Origin of the sequence: Klebsiella aerogenes KCTC 2190 (assembly GCF_000215745.1) — a bacterium.
Taxonomy (GTDB): Bacteria; Pseudomonadota; Gammaproteobacteria; order Enterobacterales; family Enterobacteriaceae; genus Klebsiella; species Klebsiella aerogenes.
The window spans coordinates 2,686,182-2,705,154 of the sequence record NC_015663.1; the positions used below are offsets into that span (position 1 = coordinate 2,686,182).

The 18,973-nt window shown below is 52.9% G+C and carries 20 protein-coding genes; 11 read left to right on the top strand and 9 right to left on the bottom strand.

The window, feature by feature from the left end:
• Positions 1-13: 13 nt before the first annotated feature.
• Both EAE_RS12740 and EAE_RS12745 read left to right on the top strand, forming a co-directional pair.
• A complete protein-coding gene (locus EAE_RS12740) occupies positions 14-379 on the top strand; it encodes a VOC family protein (RefSeq protein ID WP_015704559.1) in 366 nt (121 codons plus the stop codon).
• A gap of 24 nt (positions 380-403) precedes the next feature.
• On the top strand, positions 404-1,093 hold the full coding sequence (locus EAE_RS12745) for a helix-turn-helix transcriptional regulator (RefSeq protein ID WP_015704560.1): 690 nt from the start codon (positions 404-406) through the stop codon (positions 1,091-1,093).
• A 56-nt stretch (positions 1,094-1,149) separates the two neighbouring features.
• Here EAE_RS12745 and EAE_RS12750 read toward each other — a convergent pair whose 3' ends face one another.
• Both EAE_RS12750 and EAE_RS12755 read right to left on the bottom strand, forming a co-directional pair.
• Positions 1,150-2,034 (bottom strand): nucleoside-specific channel-forming protein Tsx, encoded by an 885-nt coding sequence (locus EAE_RS12750; RefSeq protein ID WP_015367996.1) that lies wholly within the window; start codon positions 2,032-2,034, stop codon positions 1,150-1,152.
• A gap of 300 nt (positions 2,035-2,334) precedes the next feature.
• Complete coding sequence (locus tag EAE_RS12755) at positions 2,335-2,874, bottom strand: SadB/YajI family lipoprotein (protein ID WP_015367995.1); 540 nt, start codon at positions 2,872-2,874, stop codon at positions 2,335-2,337.
• A 147-nt stretch (positions 2,875-3,021) separates the two neighbouring features.
• On the opposite strand from EAE_RS12755, the gene nrdR reads away from it, so the two are divergent.
• From nrdR to pgpA, 6 genes are all read left to right on the top strand, one after another.
• Complete coding sequence (nrdR, locus tag EAE_RS12760; RefSeq protein ID WP_002890417.1) at positions 3,022-3,471, top strand: transcriptional regulator NrdR; 450 nt, start codon at positions 3,022-3,024, stop codon at positions 3,469-3,471.
• A gap of 3 nt (positions 3,472-3,474) precedes the next feature.
• Positions 3,475-4,578: a bifunctional diaminohydroxyphosphoribosylaminopyrimidine deaminase/5-amino-6-(5-phosphoribosylamino)uracil reductase RibD gene (gene ribD / locus EAE_RS12765; RefSeq protein WP_015704561.1), complete on the top strand. Its 1,104-nt coding sequence runs from the start codon at positions 3,475-3,477 to the stop codon at positions 4,576-4,578.
• A gap of 86 nt (positions 4,579-4,664) precedes the next feature.
• Positions 4,665-5,135 carry a 6,7-dimethyl-8-ribityllumazine synthase gene (gene ribH / locus EAE_RS12770; RefSeq protein WP_001021161.1) on the top strand — a complete coding sequence of 157 codons (471 nt, stop codon included), beginning with the start codon at positions 4,665-4,667 and terminating at the stop codon, positions 5,133-5,135.
• 20 nt (positions 5,136-5,155) lie between these two features.
• On the top strand, positions 5,156-5,575 hold the full coding sequence (gene nusB / locus EAE_RS12775) for a transcription antitermination factor NusB (RefSeq protein ID WP_015367993.1): 420 nt from the start codon (positions 5,156-5,158) through the stop codon (positions 5,573-5,575).
• A 73-nt stretch (positions 5,576-5,648) separates the two neighbouring features.
• Positions 5,649-6,626: a thiamine-phosphate kinase gene (gene thiL, locus EAE_RS12780; RefSeq protein WP_015704562.1), complete on the top strand. Its 978-nt coding sequence runs from the start codon at positions 5,649-5,651 to the stop codon at positions 6,624-6,626.
• Positions 6,607-7,119, top strand: coding sequence for a phosphatidylglycerophosphatase A (pgpA, locus tag EAE_RS12785; protein ID WP_258313100.1), 513 nt, complete (start codon positions 6,607-6,609; stop codon positions 7,117-7,119). The genes thiL and pgpA overlap by 20 nt, the downstream gene beginning before the upstream one ends.
• Positions 7,120-7,157: 38 nt before the next feature.
• Here pgpA and EAE_RS12790 read toward each other — a convergent pair whose 3' ends face one another.
• The 4 genes from EAE_RS12790 to xseB are packed head-to-tail and all read right to left on the bottom strand — an operon-like array spanning position 7,158 to position 11,215.
• The gene (locus EAE_RS12790) at positions 7,158-8,132 is read right to left on the bottom strand and encodes an aldo/keto reductase (protein ID WP_015704564.1); all 975 of its coding nucleotides are present in this window, start codon (positions 8,130-8,132) and stop codon (positions 7,158-7,160) included.
• 59 nt (positions 8,133-8,191) lie between these two features.
• The gene (gene dxs, locus EAE_RS12795; protein ID WP_015367989.1) at positions 8,192-10,054 is read right to left on the bottom strand and encodes a 1-deoxy-D-xylulose-5-phosphate synthase; all 1,863 of its coding nucleotides are present in this window, start codon (positions 10,052-10,054) and stop codon (positions 8,192-8,194) included.
• Positions 10,055-10,072: 18 nt separating this feature from the next.
• Positions 10,073-10,972, bottom strand: a complete 900-nt coding sequence (gene ispA / locus EAE_RS12800; RefSeq protein ID WP_015367988.1) for a (2E,6E)-farnesyl diphosphate synthase — start codon at positions 10,970-10,972, stop codon at positions 10,073-10,075.
• On the bottom strand, positions 10,973-11,215 hold the full coding sequence (gene xseB / locus EAE_RS12805; RefSeq protein ID WP_015367987.1) for an exodeoxyribonuclease VII small subunit: 243 nt from the start codon (positions 11,213-11,215) through the stop codon (positions 10,973-10,975).
• 234 nt (positions 11,216-11,449) lie between these two features.
• On the opposite strand from xseB, the gene thiI reads away from it, so the two are divergent.
• The gene (thiI, locus tag EAE_RS12810) at positions 11,450-12,898 is read left to right on the top strand and encodes a tRNA uracil 4-sulfurtransferase ThiI (RefSeq protein WP_015367986.1); all 1,449 of its coding nucleotides are present in this window, start codon (positions 11,450-11,452) and stop codon (positions 12,896-12,898) included.
• 53 nt (positions 12,899-12,951) lie between these two features.
• On the opposite strand, the gene EAE_RS12815 is transcribed toward thiI, so the two are convergent.
• From EAE_RS12815 to panE, 3 genes are read right to left on the bottom strand one after another with little or no spacing between them, the layout of a single operon-like run.
• A complete protein-coding gene (locus EAE_RS12815; RefSeq protein ID WP_015367985.1) occupies positions 12,952-13,428 on the bottom strand; it encodes an SRPBCC family protein in 477 nt (158 codons plus the stop codon).
• Positions 13,429-13,478: 50 nt separating this feature from the next.
• Positions 13,479-14,072, bottom strand: a complete 594-nt coding sequence (yajL, locus tag EAE_RS12820; protein WP_015367984.1) for a protein deglycase YajL — start codon at positions 14,070-14,072, stop codon at positions 13,479-13,481.
• Complete coding sequence (gene panE / locus EAE_RS12825; protein ID WP_015704565.1) at positions 14,035-14,946, bottom strand: 2-dehydropantoate 2-reductase; 912 nt, start codon at positions 14,944-14,946, stop codon at positions 14,035-14,037. The genes yajL and panE overlap by 38 nt, the downstream gene beginning before the upstream one ends.
• Positions 14,947-15,084: 138 nt before the next feature.
• Here panE and EAE_RS12830 point away from each other — a divergent pair, with 138 nt between their 5' ends.
• Positions 15,085-15,576, top strand: a complete 492-nt coding sequence (locus EAE_RS12830) for a YajQ family cyclic di-GMP-binding protein (protein ID WP_015704566.1) — start codon at positions 15,085-15,087, stop codon at positions 15,574-15,576.
• Between the two features lie 726 nt (positions 15,577-16,302).
• Positions 16,303-18,963 carry a two-partner secretion domain-containing protein gene (locus EAE_RS12835; RefSeq protein WP_015704567.1) on the top strand — a complete coding sequence of 887 codons (2,661 nt, stop codon included), beginning with the start codon at positions 16,303-16,305 and terminating at the stop codon, positions 18,961-18,963.
• Positions 18,964-18,973 lie beyond the last annotated feature (10 nt).

Here is an 18,973-nt window from a genome sequence, read left to right on the forward strand (position 1 = left end):
AGCAGGAGGAAGTATGAACAACGTGATTAACTGGTTTGAAATTCCGGTCGCTGATATGGATCGCGCCGTCGCGTTTTATGAGCCGGTAATGCAGGTGACGCTGCGTCGTGAAACCATGGATTGTGCGGACCTGGCTGTCTTCCCGCATCAGGATCCGGCTCCCGGCGGCGCGTTGGCTAAATTTGACGGTATCGCGCCATCGCCGCAGGGCGCTATTATTTATCTGCATACCGACAACCTGGCCGCCACGCTGGATCGTATCGCCTCGGCGGGAGGAGCGTGCGTATTTGGCCCGCTGGCGCTGCCGAATGATATTGGCACCATCGCCCTGTTTACCGACAGCGAAGGTAACCGCGTAGGTTTGCATCAACCGGTTTAACCTGACTATTTAGCGAAACGAGAAATGACCCGACGCGCCGACCGTTTATTTCAGATTGTACAGATCCTGCGCGGCAGGCGGCTAACCACCGCGGCGCTGCTGGCGGAGCGGTTGGGCGTGTCGGAGCGAACCGTCTATCGCGATATCCGCGACCTCTCGCTCTCCGGTGTACCGGTTGAGGGCGAGGCCGGGAGCGGTTATCGTCTGCTGGCGGGCTATGATCTGCCGCCGCTGATGCTGACCAGCAAAGAATCCGAAGCGCTAATCGCCGCGATTCGACTACTGAAGACCTGGGGCGGAGATGCGCTTTCGCAGTCGTTGGAGTCAGCTCAGGAAAAAATGCTGGCGATTTTGCCGGAAGACCGGCGGCGCAAAGCGGAGCAGACCCGGCTGTTTGCCCCTGACCTTGGCGCGCATCGTTATGCTAAAACCCATTTTGACGTTATCCATCAGGCCGTATCCAATCAGCAGGTGTTGCAGCTTCACTATCAGGATGAATCTGGTCAGGTAACGCGGCGTGAAGTGCTGCCGCTGGGGCTATTTTTCTGGGGGGAGCGTTGGCTGCTGGTGGCCTGGTGCGAACTGCGCAGTGATTATCGTAACTTTCGTCTCGATCGTTGTCTGGAGGTGAAGGTGATCGAACGTCGTTTCAGCGAGTGCGCCGACCGTTCACTGAGCGATTTCTTACGTAAGGTGAGATGTGGGGAGCGATAAAAAAACGCCCGGTAAGCGTAAAACGCGTCCCGGGCGCTGTCTTGCTGTATCAGCAATTAGAAGTTGTAACCGACAACGAAGTAGCCACCCCAGCCGGTAGAGCGAACGCTGAAGTCGCCGTCGCCGAAGTTCAGCTTAGCATCATCAGCCCACTGGCCGCCGTTATGGAAGTAACGCGCGACGATAGAGTAGTGCCAGTGCGCGTAGTTCAGCGCCAGGATGTGGCTGGACGCGATAGAGTTGCTGGTACGCGCGTGCTTACCGTTCATATCGTAGAAGTTGTCGTCGCCAAGGTCAGAACCCCAGTCGAAGTTGGTGAAGCCAATATAGCTCAGCGAACCGCCCCACAGGTCGGTCAGCGGAACGAAGTATTTCACCTTGAAGCGGTAGCCGTCCCACTCGTTTTCGTTGGAGGCGCCGTAGTTCTGCCACTGGTATTTAGCATAGATATTCAGCGACAGGCTCATCGGCAGACCGGTATCGATGTCGGTACCCAGACCCATATACCAGGTGCTCTGCTCCTGAGAGTCGTTGCGGCCCATATCGTAGATATAGTTGTTCGCGAAGTACCACTCTTTGAACGGCCCGAAGCTCAGGTCGGTGTTGGTCAGCTTGTCGATAGAGAAACGCGGTTCGATCTCCATAAACAGCGGGGAGCCTTTGTTCCAGATACCTTTCGCCGTGCTGTTGCCGCCGAAGAAGACCGGCGCATCAATATAGCCGTAGAAATCAAACCAATCTTTTTTAGCAAACGCTTCGTATTCCAGATAGGTATCGTTACGGATCTGCGGTCCAAAACGAGTGTGGTAGCTACCGACTACGTTCACACTCTGGTGCCACCAATCAGACAGGTACTGCGGTTTTTCAGTTTCTGCCGCGCCAGCGGTGAAAGAAGCGGAAAGCGCCACAACAGCGCTCGCTGCCAGTAATGTTTTTTTCATGTTGATGCCATTGTTTAAATTAAGCCAAAAGGCGTTAAGAAAATTGCCGAAGCGTTGCTAAATATTTCGTCTTTCTGTGGGGGTCTATTATAGAAATCATTGCTCACAAAAATACGTGTTGTTTCACATAACCAGAACATGCGTAATCGATTGCGTTCACGATTCTATGCATTTCTTGACAAAATGCTACTGAAAATCGCCTACAGGAGCGATTTCTAATGAACTCTTATGAAAAGTTGTAAATGGATAACTTCGATAGATGAAAAGCGGGCGCCGGGCCGTTTTGCCCGGCGTGAGCGCTTACTGCGCGCTGGCGGGTTGGATATCGTGGATACGAATAAAGCCGACTTTATCAGGCGTCACATTCAGGCGCAGCGGGATATCCACATCGCTGGGCGCCAGGATGCTGGCCGGGGCGCTAATCAGCTGATCCTGGACGTTGACTTCCTGATAGCTGTGGGTGGTGCCGGTAATCTGTCCGGAAGCGACGGTCGCGGTGAAGGCCGGGAGCGGATCGTTAGACTCGCCCTGGATGCGTAAGGTCAGGCGCGAACCGTCGCCATCTGGCGTAATGCTACCCACTGACATGCGCAGGGTGCCGATCTGGCTCTCCAGCCGCGCGGGGGTTTTGGCCTCCGGGAGCAGATAAACGCCGCGGGTTGATTTAGCATTCAGTGCGTTTTGCTGGGTGATTTTTATCGTTTGCTGATTCAGTTGGGTCATCTCTTTGCTCAGCGTACTGACGCTCTCGTTCATCTGACGAACTTCGCTTTGCTGGGCGCAGGCGGTAAGGGTGAACAGGCTGCCGATGATAGCCAGTTGTAGGTAACGTCTTGTCATGGTCAGGATTCCGTTTACAGAGGATGATTAATGGTAGCTAAACTGAATTGACCTACCATAGATCCTTTGTCTCAAAAGCTCTTTCTTTGTAGTCCGCTGACTTCAGGGTAAACTATCCTTCAGATTAACTACCTGTCAGGACGCGCCATGCATTGCCCTTTCTGTTTCGCCGTGGATACCAAAGTCATCGATTCTCGCCTGGTCGGCGAAGGCTCCTCCGTGCGTCGTCGTCGGCAATGTCTGGTCTGCAATGAACGCTTTACCACTTTTGAAGTGGCTGAGCTGGTAATGCCGCGGGTGGTAAAAAGCAACGACGTGCGCGAACCTTTCAACGAAGACAAGCTGCGTAGCGGGATGTTGAAAGCGCTTGAAAAGCGCCCGGTCAGCGCCGATGACGTCGAAATGGCGGTAAATCACATTAAAACCCATCTGCGCGGCACCGGTGAGCGTGAAGTCGCGAGTAAAATGATCGGTAATCTGGTGATGGAGCAGCTGAAGAAGCTCGATAAGGTCGCCTATATTCGCTTCGCTTCCGTCTATCGCAGTTTCGAAGATATTAAAGAGTTCGGCGAAGAAATCGCCCGTTTACAGGACTAAGCCATGCAGGACGAAATGTACATGGCGCGAGCGCTGAAGCTTGCCGCGCGCGGACGCTTTACTACCCATCCTAATCCCAACGTCGGCTGTGTGATTGTAAAAGACGGCGAGATCGTCGGCGAGGGTTTCCACTATCGGGCCGGCGAGCCGCACGCCGAAGTGCACGCGCTGCGTATGGCCGGCGATAAAGCCAAAGGCGCGACCGCCTACGTCACCCTGGAGCCCTGTAGCCACCATGGTCGCACGCCGCCGTGCTGCGACGCGCTGATCGCCGCAGGCGTGGCTCGCGTGGTAGCGGCAATGCAGGACCCGAATCCACAGGTGGCCGGTCGCGGCCTGTACCGCCTGCAGCAGGCCGGCATTGACGTCAGCCATGGGCTGATGATGAATGAAGCGGAAGCGCTGAATAAAGGTTTTCTCAAGCGGATGCGCACCGGTTTTCCGTGGATCCAGCTGAAGATGGGCGCTTCGCTTGATGGCCGTACGGCGATGGCCAGCGGTGAAAGTCAGTGGATCACCTCGCCACAGGCGCGACGCGACGTGCAGCGCCTGCGCGCGCAGAGCCACGCTATTCTCACCAGCAGCGCGACCGTGCTGGCGGACGATCCGGCGCTGACCGTGCGCTGGCAGGAGCTGAGCGCCGATACGCAGGCGCTCTATCCGCAGGAGAACCTGCGTCAGCCGCTGCGTATCGTCATCGATAGCCAAAACCGCGTCACGCCGGAGCATCGAATTATCCAGCAGCAAGGTGAAACCCTGTTCGCTCGCACCCATGCCGATGAACGTGCCTGGCCTGACAACGTGCGTACCCTACTGGTGCCGGAGCATAACGGCCATCTCGACCTCGTGTTGCTAATGATGCAGCTCGGTAAACAGCAGGTGAACAGCATTTGGGTGGAAGCGGGGCCGACGCTGGCCGGCGCTTTGCTACAGGCCGGGCTGGTGGATGAGCTTATCGTCTATATTGCGCCTAAACTGTTAGGCAGTGACGCGCGCGGTTTATGCGCGCTGCCGGGGCTTGAGAAACTGAGCCAGGCCCCCCATTTCAAATTCAACGAGATACGTCAGGTCGGGCCCGATGTCTGCCTGCATTTAACGACTGCGTGATGTATTCCTAATATTAGGAAGCAGCGCCCAGAATATTATGATAAAATCCGCCCCCCTTGCGGGGCACATGAACCCGAAGGAAGAGTATGAACATTATTGAAGCTAACGTTGCTACCCCGGACGCTCGCGTCGCCATCACCATTGCGCGTTTCAACAACTTTATCAATGACAGCCTGCTGGAAGGCGCGATTGACGCCCTCAAGCGCATTGGTCAGGTAAAAGATGAAAACATCACCGTTGTTTGGGTTCCAGGCGCGTATGAGCTGCCGCTGGCGGCTGGCGCACTGGCAAAAACCGGTAAATATGACGCGGTAATCGCGCTGGGTACGGTGATTCGCGGCGGTACCGCCCACTTTGAATATGTGGCTGGCGGTGCAAGCAATGGCCTGGCGCACGTCGCTCAGGACAGTGAAATCCCGGTAGCCTTCGGTGTTCTGACGACTGAAAGTATTGAACAAGCCATCGAACGCGCTGGCACCAAAGCCGGTAACAAAGGCGCAGAAGCCGCGCTGACCGCGCTGGAAATGATTAACGTATTGAAAGCCATCAAGGCCTGATTTTTTGTAAGGGGAATTCCGTGAAACCTGCTGCTCGTCGCCGCGCCCGTGAGTGTGCCGTCCAGGCGCTCTACTCCTGGCAGTTGTCCCAGAACGACATCGCTGATGTTGAATACCAGTTCCTGGCGGAACAGGATGTAAAAGATGTAGACGTTCTGTATTTCCGTGAACTGCTGTCCGGAGTGGCGACTAACAGCGCGTATCTCGACGGTCTGATGAAGCCATACCTGTCACGTCAGTTGGAAGAGCTGGGTCAGGTAGAAAAAGCGGTACTGCGTATTGCGCTGTTTGAGCTGTCGAAGCGTGACGACGTGCCGTACAAAGTGGCTATCAACGAAGCTATCGAGCTGGCGAAAACCTTCGGCGCTGAAGATAGCCACAAGTTCGTCAACGGCGTGCTGGATAAAGCGGCCCCGGTAATCCGTCCCCGCAAAAAGTAAACTGCAGGCCGGGCTTTGCAGGATCTGATCCTGCGAACCCGGCCTTATTCTTTTCTTTGCTGAGGCATAACGTATGGCATGCGGCGAATTTTCCCTGATTGCCCGTTATTTTGATCGCGTTAAAAGCGCCCGCCTTGATGTTGAAACCGGCATCGGCGATGACTGCGCGCTCCTGAATATCCCCGAGAAAAAAACGCTGGCAATCAGCACCGACACCCTGGTGGCGGGCAACCACTTTTTAGCCGACATCGACCCTGCCGACCTGGCGTATAAAGCGCTGGCGGTGAACCTGAGCGATTTGGCGGCGATGGGGGCGGAACCAGCATGGTTGACGCTGGCCCTCACTTTGCCGGAAGCAGACGAAGCGTGGCTTGAAGCCTTTAGCGACAGTCTGTTTGTCCAGCTTAACTATTACGATATGCAGCTGATCGGCGGCGACACCACCCGTGGGCCGCTGTCGATGACGCTGGGTATCCACGGCTTTGTGCCGCCGGGCCGCGCGATGAAGCGTTCCGGGGCCAGGCCTGGCGACTGGATTTATGTCACCGGCACGCCCGGTGATAGCGCCGCCGGGCTGGCGCTTTTACAGGACCGGCTAACGGTAGATTCGCCAGCGGATGCCGATTATCTGCTGGCGCGCCATTTGCGTCCAATGCCCCGCGTGCTGCAGGGGCAGGCGCTGCGCGATCTGGCTAATTCAGCGATCGATCTCTCTGACGGTCTTATCTCTGACCTTGGTCATATTCTCAAGGCCAGCGCCTGCGGCGCGCGTATCGATCTCGATGCGATGCCGTATTCCGATGCCATGCTGCGCCAGGTTGATCCTGAACAGGCGCTACGCTGGGCGCTCGCCGGCGGCGAAGATTATGAACTGTGCTTTACCGTTCCCGAGCTGAACCGCGGAGCGTTGGATGTCGCGATTGGTCAGCTTGGCGCACGCTTTACCTGTATCGGCCAGATCGTGGCGGAAGCGGATGGACTGCAGTTTACCCGTGAGGGTAAGCCGATTAAATTGGATTTAAAGGGGTACGATCATTTTGGCACGCAGTAGAGACGAGGCGAAAAGCCGCCTCAATATGCGCAATCCCTGGCATCTGCTGGCGACCGGGTTCGGCAGTGGGCTGAGCCCGGTGGTGCCGGGAACGATGGGGTCTCTGGCGGCGATTCCGTTCTGGTATCTGATGACTTCTCTCCCCTGGCAGCTCTATTCGCTGGTGGTGATGATGAGCATCTGTATCGGCGTCTATCTTTGTCACCGTACGGCTAAAGATATGGGCACTCATGACCACGGCAGCATCGTTTGGGATGAGTTTGTCGGGATGTGGATCACTTTGATGGCGTTACCGACGATGGACTGGCAGTGGGTGGCCGCCGGTTTCGTTATTTTCCGCATTTTTGATATGTGGAAGCCGTGGCCAATTCGTTGGTTCGACCGCAACATCCATGGTGGAATGGGGATCATGGTCGACGATATCGTCGCCGGGGTGATCTCCGCCGGCGTACTGTATCTGATTGGCCACCACTGGCCGATAGGTCTGCTCTAAATCTGCACCCCGGCGCGGCCGGGGTTTAAATTGCGGCGTTACTTGAAGCCGACGATTGGGTGGGGCCGATAGGGCGCCTCCAGCTTGTCGATCTGTTCTGGCGTCAGGGTTAAATCGACGGCATGCAGGAGCTCATCCAGCTGTTCCTGCCGCGAGGCGCCAATAATCGGCGCAGCCACGCCGGGCTTGCTTAATAGCCAGGCCAGCGCCACCTGCGCGCGGTTGGCGTCTAACTCCTCAGCCACTTCCTCCAGCTTCTGCGCAATCTGCTCATCATTGGCGTCGGTGGCGCTATACAGCGATTTGCCGAATTCATCGGAGACGAGACGCGCGGTCGTTTCTCCCCATGGTCGTGTTAGTCGACCGCGCGCCAGCGGGCTCCACGGCATGACCGCAATCCCTTTGCGCTGGCAGAGCGGCAGCATCTCGTTTTCTTCTTCGCGATAAATCAGGTTGTAGTGATCCTGCATGGTGACGAAGCGTGCCCAATTGTTCTGTTCCTGCAGGGCGAGCGCCTGGGCGAACTGGCGGGCATGCATTGATGATGCGCCGATATAGCGCGCTTTCCCGGCGCGTACGATGTCGCTGAGCGCCTCCAGCGTCTCTTCGATGGGCGTGGAGTAATCCCAGCGGTGGATCTGCAACAGGTCGACATAGTCCATTCCCAGGCGACGCAGGCTATCGTCAATGGATCGCATGATTTGCGCGCGAGACAGCCCCTGCGGCAGATCGCCGACCTGATGATAAACTTTGGTGGCGACGATCACCGAATCGCGGCGAGCATACTCCCGCAGCGCGCGGCCGAGGATCTCTTCGCTGCTGCCGTCGGAGTAGTTGTTCGAGGTATCGAAGAAGTTAATTCCGCCTTCCAGCGCACGTTTAATCAGCGGACGGCTACTCTCTTCTGGCAGCGTCCAGGCATGATTGCCGCGGTCAGGTTCGCCGAAGGTCATGCAGCCGAGACAGAGTCGGGAAACGCGAAGATGGGTATCGCCAAGAGGAATGTAGTGCATAAGACGCTCCTGCTACTTTAAAAGGTATCCTTTAAGCATAGCAGGAGCGGTATGGGCAATTATGCCAACCAGTCGCGGATTTTGGCTTCGATACCGGCGGCATCCAGGCCGAGGTCGGCGCGAACTTCTTCCTGAGTCCCCTGCGGGATAAAGAAGTCCGGCAGACCGATATTCAGCACCGGCACCGCGCGACGGTGGGCCATCAACAGCTCGTTTACGCCGCTGCCAGCGCCGCCCATGATAGCGTTCTCTTCAAGGGTGACCAGCACTTCGTGATCGGCGGCAAGCTGCAGGATCAGCGCCTCATCAAGCGGTTTCACAAAACGCATATCGACCAGCGTCGCATTGAGTTTTTCCGCAACCTGAGCGGCTTCCGGCAGTAAAGTCCCGAAGTTAAGGATCGCCAGCTTCTCGCCGTTTCTTTTCACCACGCCTTTCCCGAGCGGCAGCGGCGCCAGTGGTTCTAGTTCCGCGCCGGTACCTGTGCCGCGCGGATAGCGTACCGCGCTAGGGCCATCGTTATAGTGGTATCCGGTGTAGAGCATCTGGCGACATTCATTTTCGTCGCTCGGGGTCATGATCACCATTTCCGGAATGCAGCGCAGGAAGGAGAGATCGAACGCTCCCTGGTGGGTCTGACCGTCGGCGCCGACGATGCCCGCACGATCGATTGCAAACAGCACCGGCAGCTTTTGAATGGCGACGTCATGGATCACCTGATCGTAAGCGCGCTGCAGGAAGGTGGAATAGATCGCCACGATCGGCTTATAGCCGCCAATCGCCATCCCGGCGGCAAAGGTCACCGCGTGCTGTTCGGCAATCGCGACATCGAAATAGCGATCGGGGAATTTTTTCGAGAACTCGACCATCCCGGACCCTTCACGCATCGCCGGGGTGACTGCCATCAGTTTGTCGTCTTTGGCCGCGGTTTCGCACAGCCAGTCTCCAAAGATTTTCGAATAGGAAGGCAGGCCGCCGCTGCTTTTCGGCAGCACGCCGCTGGTGTGATCGAATTTCGGTACCGCGTGGAAGGTGATGGGATCTTTTTCCGCCGGTTCATATCCACGGCCTTTTTTGGTCATGATATGCAGGAACTGCGGCCCTTTCAGGTCGCGCATATTTTTCAGCGTATTGACCAGACCCAGCACATCGTGGCCATCTACCGGGCCGATGTAGTTAAAGCCCATCTCTTCAAACAGCGTGCCGGGCACCACCATACCTTTAATATGCTCTTCGGTACGTTTAAGCAGTTCTTTAATCGGCGGTACGCCGGAGAAGACTTTTTTGCCGCCTTCACGCAGCGAGGAATACAGCTTGCCGGACAGCAGCTGCGCCAGGTGATTATTCAGCGCCCCGACGTTTTCTGAAATCGACATTTCATTGTCGTTCAGCACCACCAGCATGTCTGGTTTGATATCGCCCGCGTGGTTCATCGCCTCAAACGCCATCCCGGCGGTGATAGCCCCATCGCCGATGACGCAAACGGTGCGCCGCTGTTTGCCTTCTTTTTCGGCGGCAATAGCCACACCAATACCCGCGGAGATAGAGGTAGAAGAGTGGCCAACGCTCAGTACGTCATATTCGCTTTCGCCGCGCCACGGGAACGGATGCAGGCCGCCTTTCTGGCGGATAGTGCCGATTTTGTCGCGGCGGCCGGTGAGAATTTTGTGCGGGTAAGCCTGGTGGCCGACATCCCAAATTAAGCGGTCGAACGGCGTGTTGTAGACATAGTGCAGCGCCACGGTCAGTTCAACCGTGCCAAGGCCAGAGGCAAAATGGCCGCTTGAGCGGCTCACGCTGTCCAGAAGATAGCGGCGCAGCTCATCGCAAAGCTTGGGCAGGCTATCTTTTGGCAGCAGGCGCAACTCCTGGGTGGAATCTACCAGCGCCAGGGTTGGGTATTTGGCAATATCAAAACTCATCAGAGACTCATTTATTGTTTATTTATCGCGCTGAATAATGTAATTCGCGAGCGCTTCCAGTGCCGTGGTATCCAGCGATTGCGCAGCCAGTTCATCTAAAGCCTGGCGGGCATCGGCAATCAGATCGCGCGCTTTCTGCTGGGCTTGCTCAAGACCCAAAAGCGCCGGATAGGTACTTTTGCCTAACTGTTGGTCGGCACCCTGACGTTTGCCAAGAGTCGCAGTATCACCTACCACATCCAGAATGTCATCCTGCACCTGGAAGGCGAGACCGATATTCTCCGCAAAGCGATCGAGTGCTGGTAGCGCCTGACGGCCACGCTCGCCGGCGCTCAGCGCGCCAAGGCGAACCGCCGCGCGAATAAGCGCTCCGGTCTTATGGCGGTGAATTCGCTCCAGCGCCTGTAGATCGACCTGCTTGCCTTCCGCCTCGAGATCCAACGCCTGACCGCCGCACATTCCGGCGACGCCGCTGGCCTGGGCCAGTTCGGAAACCATCGCCAGACGGTCGCGATCCGGTACTTCCGGCATCGGCGTATCACTCAGTATAGAAAATGCCAGCGTTTGCAGGGCGTCACCGGCAAGAATAGCGTTCGCTTCGCCAAACTTGATGTGGCACGTGGGTTGACCGCGGCGCAGATCGTCGTCGTCCATCGCCGGCAGATCGTCATGCATCAGCGAGTAGGCATGAATGCATTCGACGGCAGCGGCTGGGGCATCCAGTGTGGAACGGCTAACGCCGAACATCTCGCCGGTGGCGTAAACCAGGAAAGGACGCAGGCGTTTGCCGCCTAATAATGCGCCATAGTGCATGGCTTCAACCAGCGGAGTGTTCTGAAATGGCAGCGGAGAGATAAAACGGCGCAGCGCGTCATTGGCCTGGGTGACACAGGTCTGTAATTGTTGCGGGAAGTCCATTTATTCAGCGTCCGGCGTAAAGGGAGTCAACGGCGCATCTTCGCTATCGGCCAGCAGGATTTGGACACGCTGCTCGGCCTGTTGCAGTTTCGTCTGGCCCTGGCGCGCGAGCTGCACGCCGCGTTCAAATTCGCTGAGCGCTTCTTCCAGCGGTAGTGAGCCGCTTTCCAGACGATTAACGATCTGCTCGAGTTCGCCTAAAGCGCTCTCAAAGCTGGCCGGGGCCTCATTTTTCTTTGGCATAGTGAATATAGACTCTTGTTATGTCTCGATGGCTATCAGTATGGTAACGGAGTCGGGCGGTTAAGCAAACTCGCGGCATTCACCCTACGGATACATTTTTGCGAAAATGCGCAATGCCAGGCGAAAAGCGAACAATGATGGTATACTCCGCGCCCTGGATGCAGACGCTGTATCGCGCCTGTACAACTTTTTTGCTTAAAGCCCCGTCGGGCTTGCCAACGAACTATTGTCGCCATGAAGTTTATCATTAAATTGTTCCCGGAAATCACCATCAAAAGCCAATCTGTGCGGTTGCGCTTTATTAAAATCTTAACCGGGAACATTCGTAACGTTCTCAAAAACTATGATGAGACGCTCGCCGTCGTTCGTCATTGGGATCATATCGAAGTTCGCGCGAAAGACGAAAACCAGCGGCCGGTTATTCGCGATGCGCTGACCCGTATCCCTGGCATTCATCATATTCTGGAAGTGGAGGACGTACCTTTCACTTCTCTGCATAACATTTTTGAACAGACGCTACCGCTGTGGCGTGAACAGCTCGAAGGCAAAAGCTTCTGCGTGCGTGTGAAGCGCCGTGGTAAACATGAATTCACCTCAATTGAGGTTGAGCGCTACGTTGGCGGCGGCCTGAACCAGCATATCGAATCGGCGCGCGTGAAGCTCACCGATCCGGACGTGACGGTTAACCTGGAAATCGAAAACGATCGTCTGTTGCTGGTGAAAGGGCGCTATGAAGGTATTGGCGGCTTCCCCATTGGTACTCAGGAAGATGTGCTGTCGCTTATTTCCGGCGGCTTCGACTCCGGCGTCTCCAGCTATATGCTGATGCGTCGCGGCTGCCGCGTACACTACTGCTTCTTCAACCTCGGCGGCGCCGCGCATGAAATTGGCGTTCGTCAGGTGGCGCACTATTTGTGGAACCGCTTCGGCAGCTCCCATCGCGTTCGCTTCGTGGCAATCAATTTCGAGCCGGTGGTTGGCGAAATCCTTGAGAAAGTCGAGGATGGCCAGATGGGCGTGGTGCTCAAACGTATGATGGTGCGTGCAGCATCGAAAGTCGCTGAGCGTTATGGCGTGCAGGCACTGGTGACCGGCGAAGCCTTGGGCCAGGTATCCAGCCAGACTCTGACTAACCTGCGTCTTATCGATAATGTCTCAGACACGCTGATCCTGCGCCCGCTGATTTCTCACGATAAAGAACACATTATCAATCTTGCGCGCGAAATCGGCACTGAAGATTTTGCCCGCACCATGCCGGAATACTGCGGCGTTATCTCGAAGAGCCCAACCATAAAAGCGGTAAAAGCGAAGATCGAAGCGGAAGAAGAAAACTTCGATTTTAGCATTCTGGATAAAGTGGTTGAGGAAGCGAATAACATCGACATTCGCGACATCGCTCAGCAAACGCAGCAGGACGTGGTGGAAGTCGAAACCGTCAGCGGCTTCAGCGCGAACGACGTGATTCTCGATATTCGTTCTGTCGATGAGCAGGATGATAAGCCATTGAAAGTGGAAGGCGTCGATGTTGTTTCGCTGCCGTTCTATAAACTGAGCACCCAATTCGGCAACCTCGATCAGAGCAAAACCTGGCTGTTGTGGTGTGAGCGCGGCGTAATGAGCCGTCTGCAGGCGCTGTACCTGCGTGAGCAGGGCTTTACTAACGTGAAAGTGTATCGCCCGTAATTCACCTGTACTGATAAAAAAGCTCCCTTAGGGAAGGCTTTTTACATCTGGGTTTAGCGTAGCGTCATCGCCAGGGCATTCAACTGATCGATAACGATATTCCAGCCTTCAAAAAATCCCATCTTTTCGTGTTGCTCACGGGTTTCATCATCTGCATGCAGTACCGTTGCCGTATAGCGACAGCCGTCGTTTTCATCCGCAAAGGTGATAATAGCCGTCATGGCAAATGGGGAAACGGCAGGGCGAAAGTCTGCGGTCAGCATTGAGGTCATGACTAATTTTTGCTGCGGAATGACTTCAAGAAAGCAGCCGGGATTATCGCTACGTTCACCGTCAGGGCCGTGCATCACGGTGTGAAAAGCCCCTCCGGGACGCAAATCAAAGGCCAGAACGTCGGTATACCATGGCTTAGGACACCACCAGGTTTTGAGTAAAGCCGGGTCGGCCCACGCGCGCCAGAGGGCTGTCGTGGGGGCGCTGAGTAGGCGGCTGATGACGAGGTCACGAGAATCGGTTGCGCTACGGGACATGCTACGGCTCCTCAAGAAGGGGGGAACCAGCCCGCTGCGCGGACCGGCTATCAGGATTCGTAGTAATTATAGATGCCAGCAGCCATGACCAACTGCGAAGCCACTTCGTATGCTTTTTCGCGACCGACCAGCAGGTCAATCATTTTTAGCGCGAAATCAATAGAGGTTCCCGGACCCTGACTGGTTAACAGATTAACCCTTGGGTCCCAGACGACGCGCTTATCCTGCCACTGTTCGGCGGGGATTTGCTCTTTTAGCGCCGGGAAACCGGTAATGTTGCCGATAGGAAACAGATTATGCGGCACCAGAACGGTCGCTGGCGCGGCGCAGATAGCCGCCACGATGCGCCCGGATAAATGAAATTGTCTCACGGTTTCTACCAGCAAAGGGCTGTCGCGAAAGCACTCGGCGCCTTTAATACCGCCAGGTAAAACAATGATATCAAAATCGCCATCAGCGACTTCGACCAGCGGCGCATCCGCAAGTAGCTTCACGCCGCGCGAGCAAACGATGGTCAGATTGCCATCACTGGCGACGCTGGCGGTAGTCACTTTCACGCCGCCGCGCGCTAATAAATCGATAGTGGTGACCGCTTCGGTCTCTTCACTACCAGGGGCGAGGCAAATCAGTGCCGACGCGCTCATAAGTATTCTCCTTCCGCTTTACCTGTTCAAATAAACGGGCATTTTCTGGTACTGACAGACCGTGGGCCCGGGCGCGATTCAGCAGAAAACCGGTGATGTAGTCGATTTCCGTATGCCGCTGCGCGCGAATATCCTGCAACATCGATGAGATATTGTCTGCTGTACTTTCAATTACCTGATTTACATACAATAACAGGTTTTCCGCAGATGTATGAATGCCTTCACGTTGCATTACCGCTGCGACTTCATGACAGATTGCGCCGATCTCTTGCGGAAAATCTCGCAGATCGCCGTTTCTACAATCTTTCAGCGCAGTCAGGGGATTAATCACACAGTTGACGGCCAGCTTACTCCAAAGAGCAGGGTGAATATTGTCGTGCCAGGCGACATCCGGCAGGACGTTTTGCAGAATGTCGGCGAGGCCGCTGTAATCTTCGCTATAGCTTTTGGCTGGTCCAATATGAGTTGTTCCCTGCGCGACGTGAATGATGACGTTGCCATCGCGGCGGGCGGCATGAGTGGTGGACGCCAGCAGCAGTGGGTGTTTAACGCTTTTTAATTCATCAAGAGTGCCCATGCCGTTATGAATGAGCAAGATAGGCGCAGAAGCCGGTAAGATAGCAGCCAGATTTCTCACTGCCTGGGAAACCTGCCATGCCTTTAGCGTCACCAGTAGTAAATCGCTGGTGGCGAGAAAATCAGGATCGTTAGCGGTCATTGATTCGTTGAAATTACTACCGTCAGTCTCAATGAGATTAACGCTACAAAATGGTTGCGGGACGCGTAACCAGCCCTGAACCTCATGTCCGTTTTTATACAGCGCGGTTAACCATAGTTGCCCCAATGCACCGCATCCCAGTACGGTTACTTTCATTATTCCTCCTCACCTGCGACTTCCCAGGCGCTTGTAGCTAAAGTATAGCGTTATCAGCTAAGCTTCCGGGATAACAAGTTGAGTTATGCCGCGTTGTGGGTATTATGCAACGCAAAAGAAACGGAAGGAGAGGAAAAGATGCCATCTTTCGATATTGTCTCTGAAGTCGATCTTCAGGAAGCGCGTAATGCGGTCGAAAACGCAAGCCGCGAAGTCGAGTCACGATTTGATTTTCGTAATGTTGAAGCCACCTTTGAGCTGAATGAAACCAGTAAAACCATCAAGGTGCTGAGTGAGTCTGATTTCCAGGTCAATCAGTTATTAGATATTTTACGCGCGAAGCTGCTCAAGCGCGGCATTGAGGGAAGTTCGCTCGACGTACCAGAATCCTTTGTACATAGCGGAAAAACCTGGTTTGTCGAAGCTAAGCTGAAACAGGGCATTGAGAGCGCAATACAGAAGAAAATCGTTAAATTGATTAAAGACAGCAAGCTAAAAGTACAAACGCAGATTCAGGGCGAAGAAATTCGTGTCACAGGTAAATCCCGTGACGATTTGCAGTCGGTAATGGCGTTGGTGCGTAGCGGCGATCTTGGCCAGCCATTCCAGTTCAAGAATTTCCGCGATTAATAAGCAAAGCCCGATGGCGCAACGCCATTCGGGCATAATGTCGATGCCGGAGAAGGCTTAAGCCGCTCTCCGGCAAATTCAGCGCTCTCCACCCTCTCTTCTCTGACCTGCGTCACCCTTTACGATGCGTTTCACATTGCTTTTTCACTACCTACAGTTGGCTGGCATTACTATTTTTAATCAAATTGTAATTCATAAATATGAATTCATATAAACGTGAGGAAATTACGCGATCAATAATCGATAAGGGCGGAGAGGCGTACATTGTTGATCTTAATCATGAAGTGAAGGAAGTTGATTATGCAGGTAAATAATTCACTTTTTATTCATTGTGTTAATCGGGGAAACTGTAACTGAATAAGGATATGGCGTGAAGTATGTCATTATTTATCACACAGCGCTCAAATACTGGACTTCGCGTGTGGTCAATATATGGATTACCGGCGCTTAAAAAAGTAATTAGTCTTCATGCATGGGCAAAGGATGTCTCATATTTTGTATGAATTTAATCAGCTTTCTTTGTTCCAGATGTGTATAAGCGGTCGCAATGTATTTATATAATTTTGCTGAGTAGAGCCGAATATAACGTTTGATGGGTTTACGTGCTTTTCACAGGGATTTGTACGCATAACGCGTGCTTAAAATAGTCAGAAGAGAATGCACCTGTACATGTGCAGGGCATTCCTTTTGGCTGCACTCAATCAATACTATCTTAGAAAGGTTCATATGAAATATCACGAAAATAAAAAAAAGTCCGTTAAATTAAACCCGATTGCGGCATCATTATTACTGTTGATGCCTGTAATGGCGCAAGCGGAAATTTCGATTAAAAATGGCAGCGTTACTGAAGCCTCCAATGGGGTGCCGGTTGTTAATATCGCGAAAGCGAACAGTAATGGCCTTTCACATAACGTATATGACACGCTGAATGTTGGCACCGAAGGCGTTATTTTTAATAACGCGACCAGCGCAGCACAGTCCGTGCTGGCAGGGCAGATTGCGGCTAACCCAAATCTTACCGACCGCAGCGCCATGGTTATTCTTAACGAAGTGACTTCAACGAATGCCAGTACCATTAATGGCATGATGGAAGTTGCAGGTGATTCCGCTCACTTAATCATTGCCAACCCTAATGGCATCACGACTCAGGGTGGTGGGTTCATCAATGCTGAAAAAGGGACATTGACGACTGGTACGCCAAAGATAGGTGACGATGGGCTATTAAATGGCTATTCCGTAAATGGTGGAACGATTACTGTAAATGGATTTCAGAGCGAATCGCCGACCGAAATTCTGGCGCGTAGTATCGTTGTGAAGGGAGCGCTTTCTGCAAGTGAGCTTAAGATCGTCGCGGGGAGTAATGCGATCAACGCCGACGGTGTGGTCACCGACTCCGTTACGCCAACCGGTAACGCAAGTACCTATGGCGTGGATGTTTCTAAGCTCGGTGGTATGTATGCGAATAAAATTAGCCTGGTCAGCACCGAAAGTGGCGTAGGTGTACGTAACCTGGGGACGATTTCTGCCGGGGATAGCGGTATTAAGATTACCAGTAACGGTAAACTGCTTAACAACAACGCGGTTATACAATCCAGTGGCGATATCACCTTAAACACCAATGGTGTTCTGGAAAATAGTGCAGGAAAAATCAACAGCGATAAAATGATTGCTATTGATACTGCGGGCAATAAAGTAAGTAATATCAATGGTGGTAACATATTAGCAACCACTAACAACTACATTAATAGCGGTAAGTTCGATAATAGCAATGGGAAACTGGCTGCTGGCCAAACGCTGGCTGTCAATACCAGTGGCAATACTTTTACCAATACTGGTAAAGCTAAAACCGCGGGTATTGAGGCGGGTATCGTTGCTATCGAATCAGGTAGTTTTGATAATAACAACGGTCAGATTCATGCTGGCTATGTTGGCCTAAAAAATACATCATTAACCAATAATGGCGGTACTATTGATTCAACAGGCAATGTCGAAGTTGAAAGTACTGGAAACATTGAAAACGTAAGTGGCTTGATTCGCTCCAGTTCTGGTGCTGTAAAATTAACGACAACTAAAGCAGTAAAAAATAATGACAACAAATCGGCCGATACCACGGGCGGTGAATCCTTGGGTATCGTCTCAGGTAATGGCATCGAGATTGCTGCTGACTACTTATTCAACTGGGCTGGCGAAATTGCCTCAGATGGTGATGTGAGTATCCAAACCACCAGTGATATTGATAACTATATGGGTAAAATTGAAAGCAGTAAGACTGTTTCAATTACTGGTCGCGACATGAATACCAGCCAATCCGGTATTAACGGCGGAGAAGGTGTAAATATCGATCTCGATAATTACTACAGTCGATTGGGAGTGATAACTTCAGTAAACGGTGATGTTACTATCAAAGCCAACACCGTTAGCACAGACAGTTCAGTCATTAAAGCTAAAAATATCAGTATCGAGTCCGGAGCTGATATCGATGCTAAATATACTATGATGGTTGCTGATCAAAAACTAGCGCTTAATGCGGTTGGTAAAATCACCAGTACTGACAGTGACAAATTTGGTTTCTACGTGGGGCAATACTTCGGCTACGGGAATCAGCAAGGCGGTCTAATTGGCGGTGAAGGGGTTGATATTACGGCTAAGAGTCTGAATAACGAATCTGGCCGTATTATTGCGCAAACCGGTGATGTAAATATTAATCTGACTGGCGATCTCGCAAGTAACAAAGGGCAAATTATTGCTAATTCCGGAAAAATGACGATTGCTGCGAAAAAAGTTGCTGCTGATTACGCAACAATTTATAGTTCAGGCAATATGCAGATTGATGCAACTACGATATCATCAAAAGCAAGTGGCTCTGTTGCCAAAAATACCGCTACCGGTATCATCTCTTCAGATAGTGATATTTTAATTAATATTACTGGTGACTACAATAACACTGGATGGGTGAATGCAGCAGGCAATCTGACAGTAAATACTTCCGGTTACGTGACAAATAATCACGCCTTTAATGCAGGTGGTGATTTAAATCTGACTGGCAAAACTATTACTAATAACAGCGATATTGCAGCTGGTAATACACTTAATATCACCACTGCTAATGATTTAACTAATAATCTCGGCGCGAATATTACAGCTAAGACTACTAATGTCACCGCTAAAAATATCTCGAACTGGTTTAACCTGGTTGCTGATAGTCAGTTAAATGTCACTGCAAGTAATAATATTTACAACTACGGTAATTTGTATACCAGCGGTAAGGCTGTTATCAATGCCAAGAAAATAGTCAATACTGGTTTCTGGGCTGTATTAGGTGGCGCTCAAGGACTTGAGACTACTGCCAATGTTGTAAATGTATTTGGTACCGTTGTAGGTAAATAACTTAGGTTGA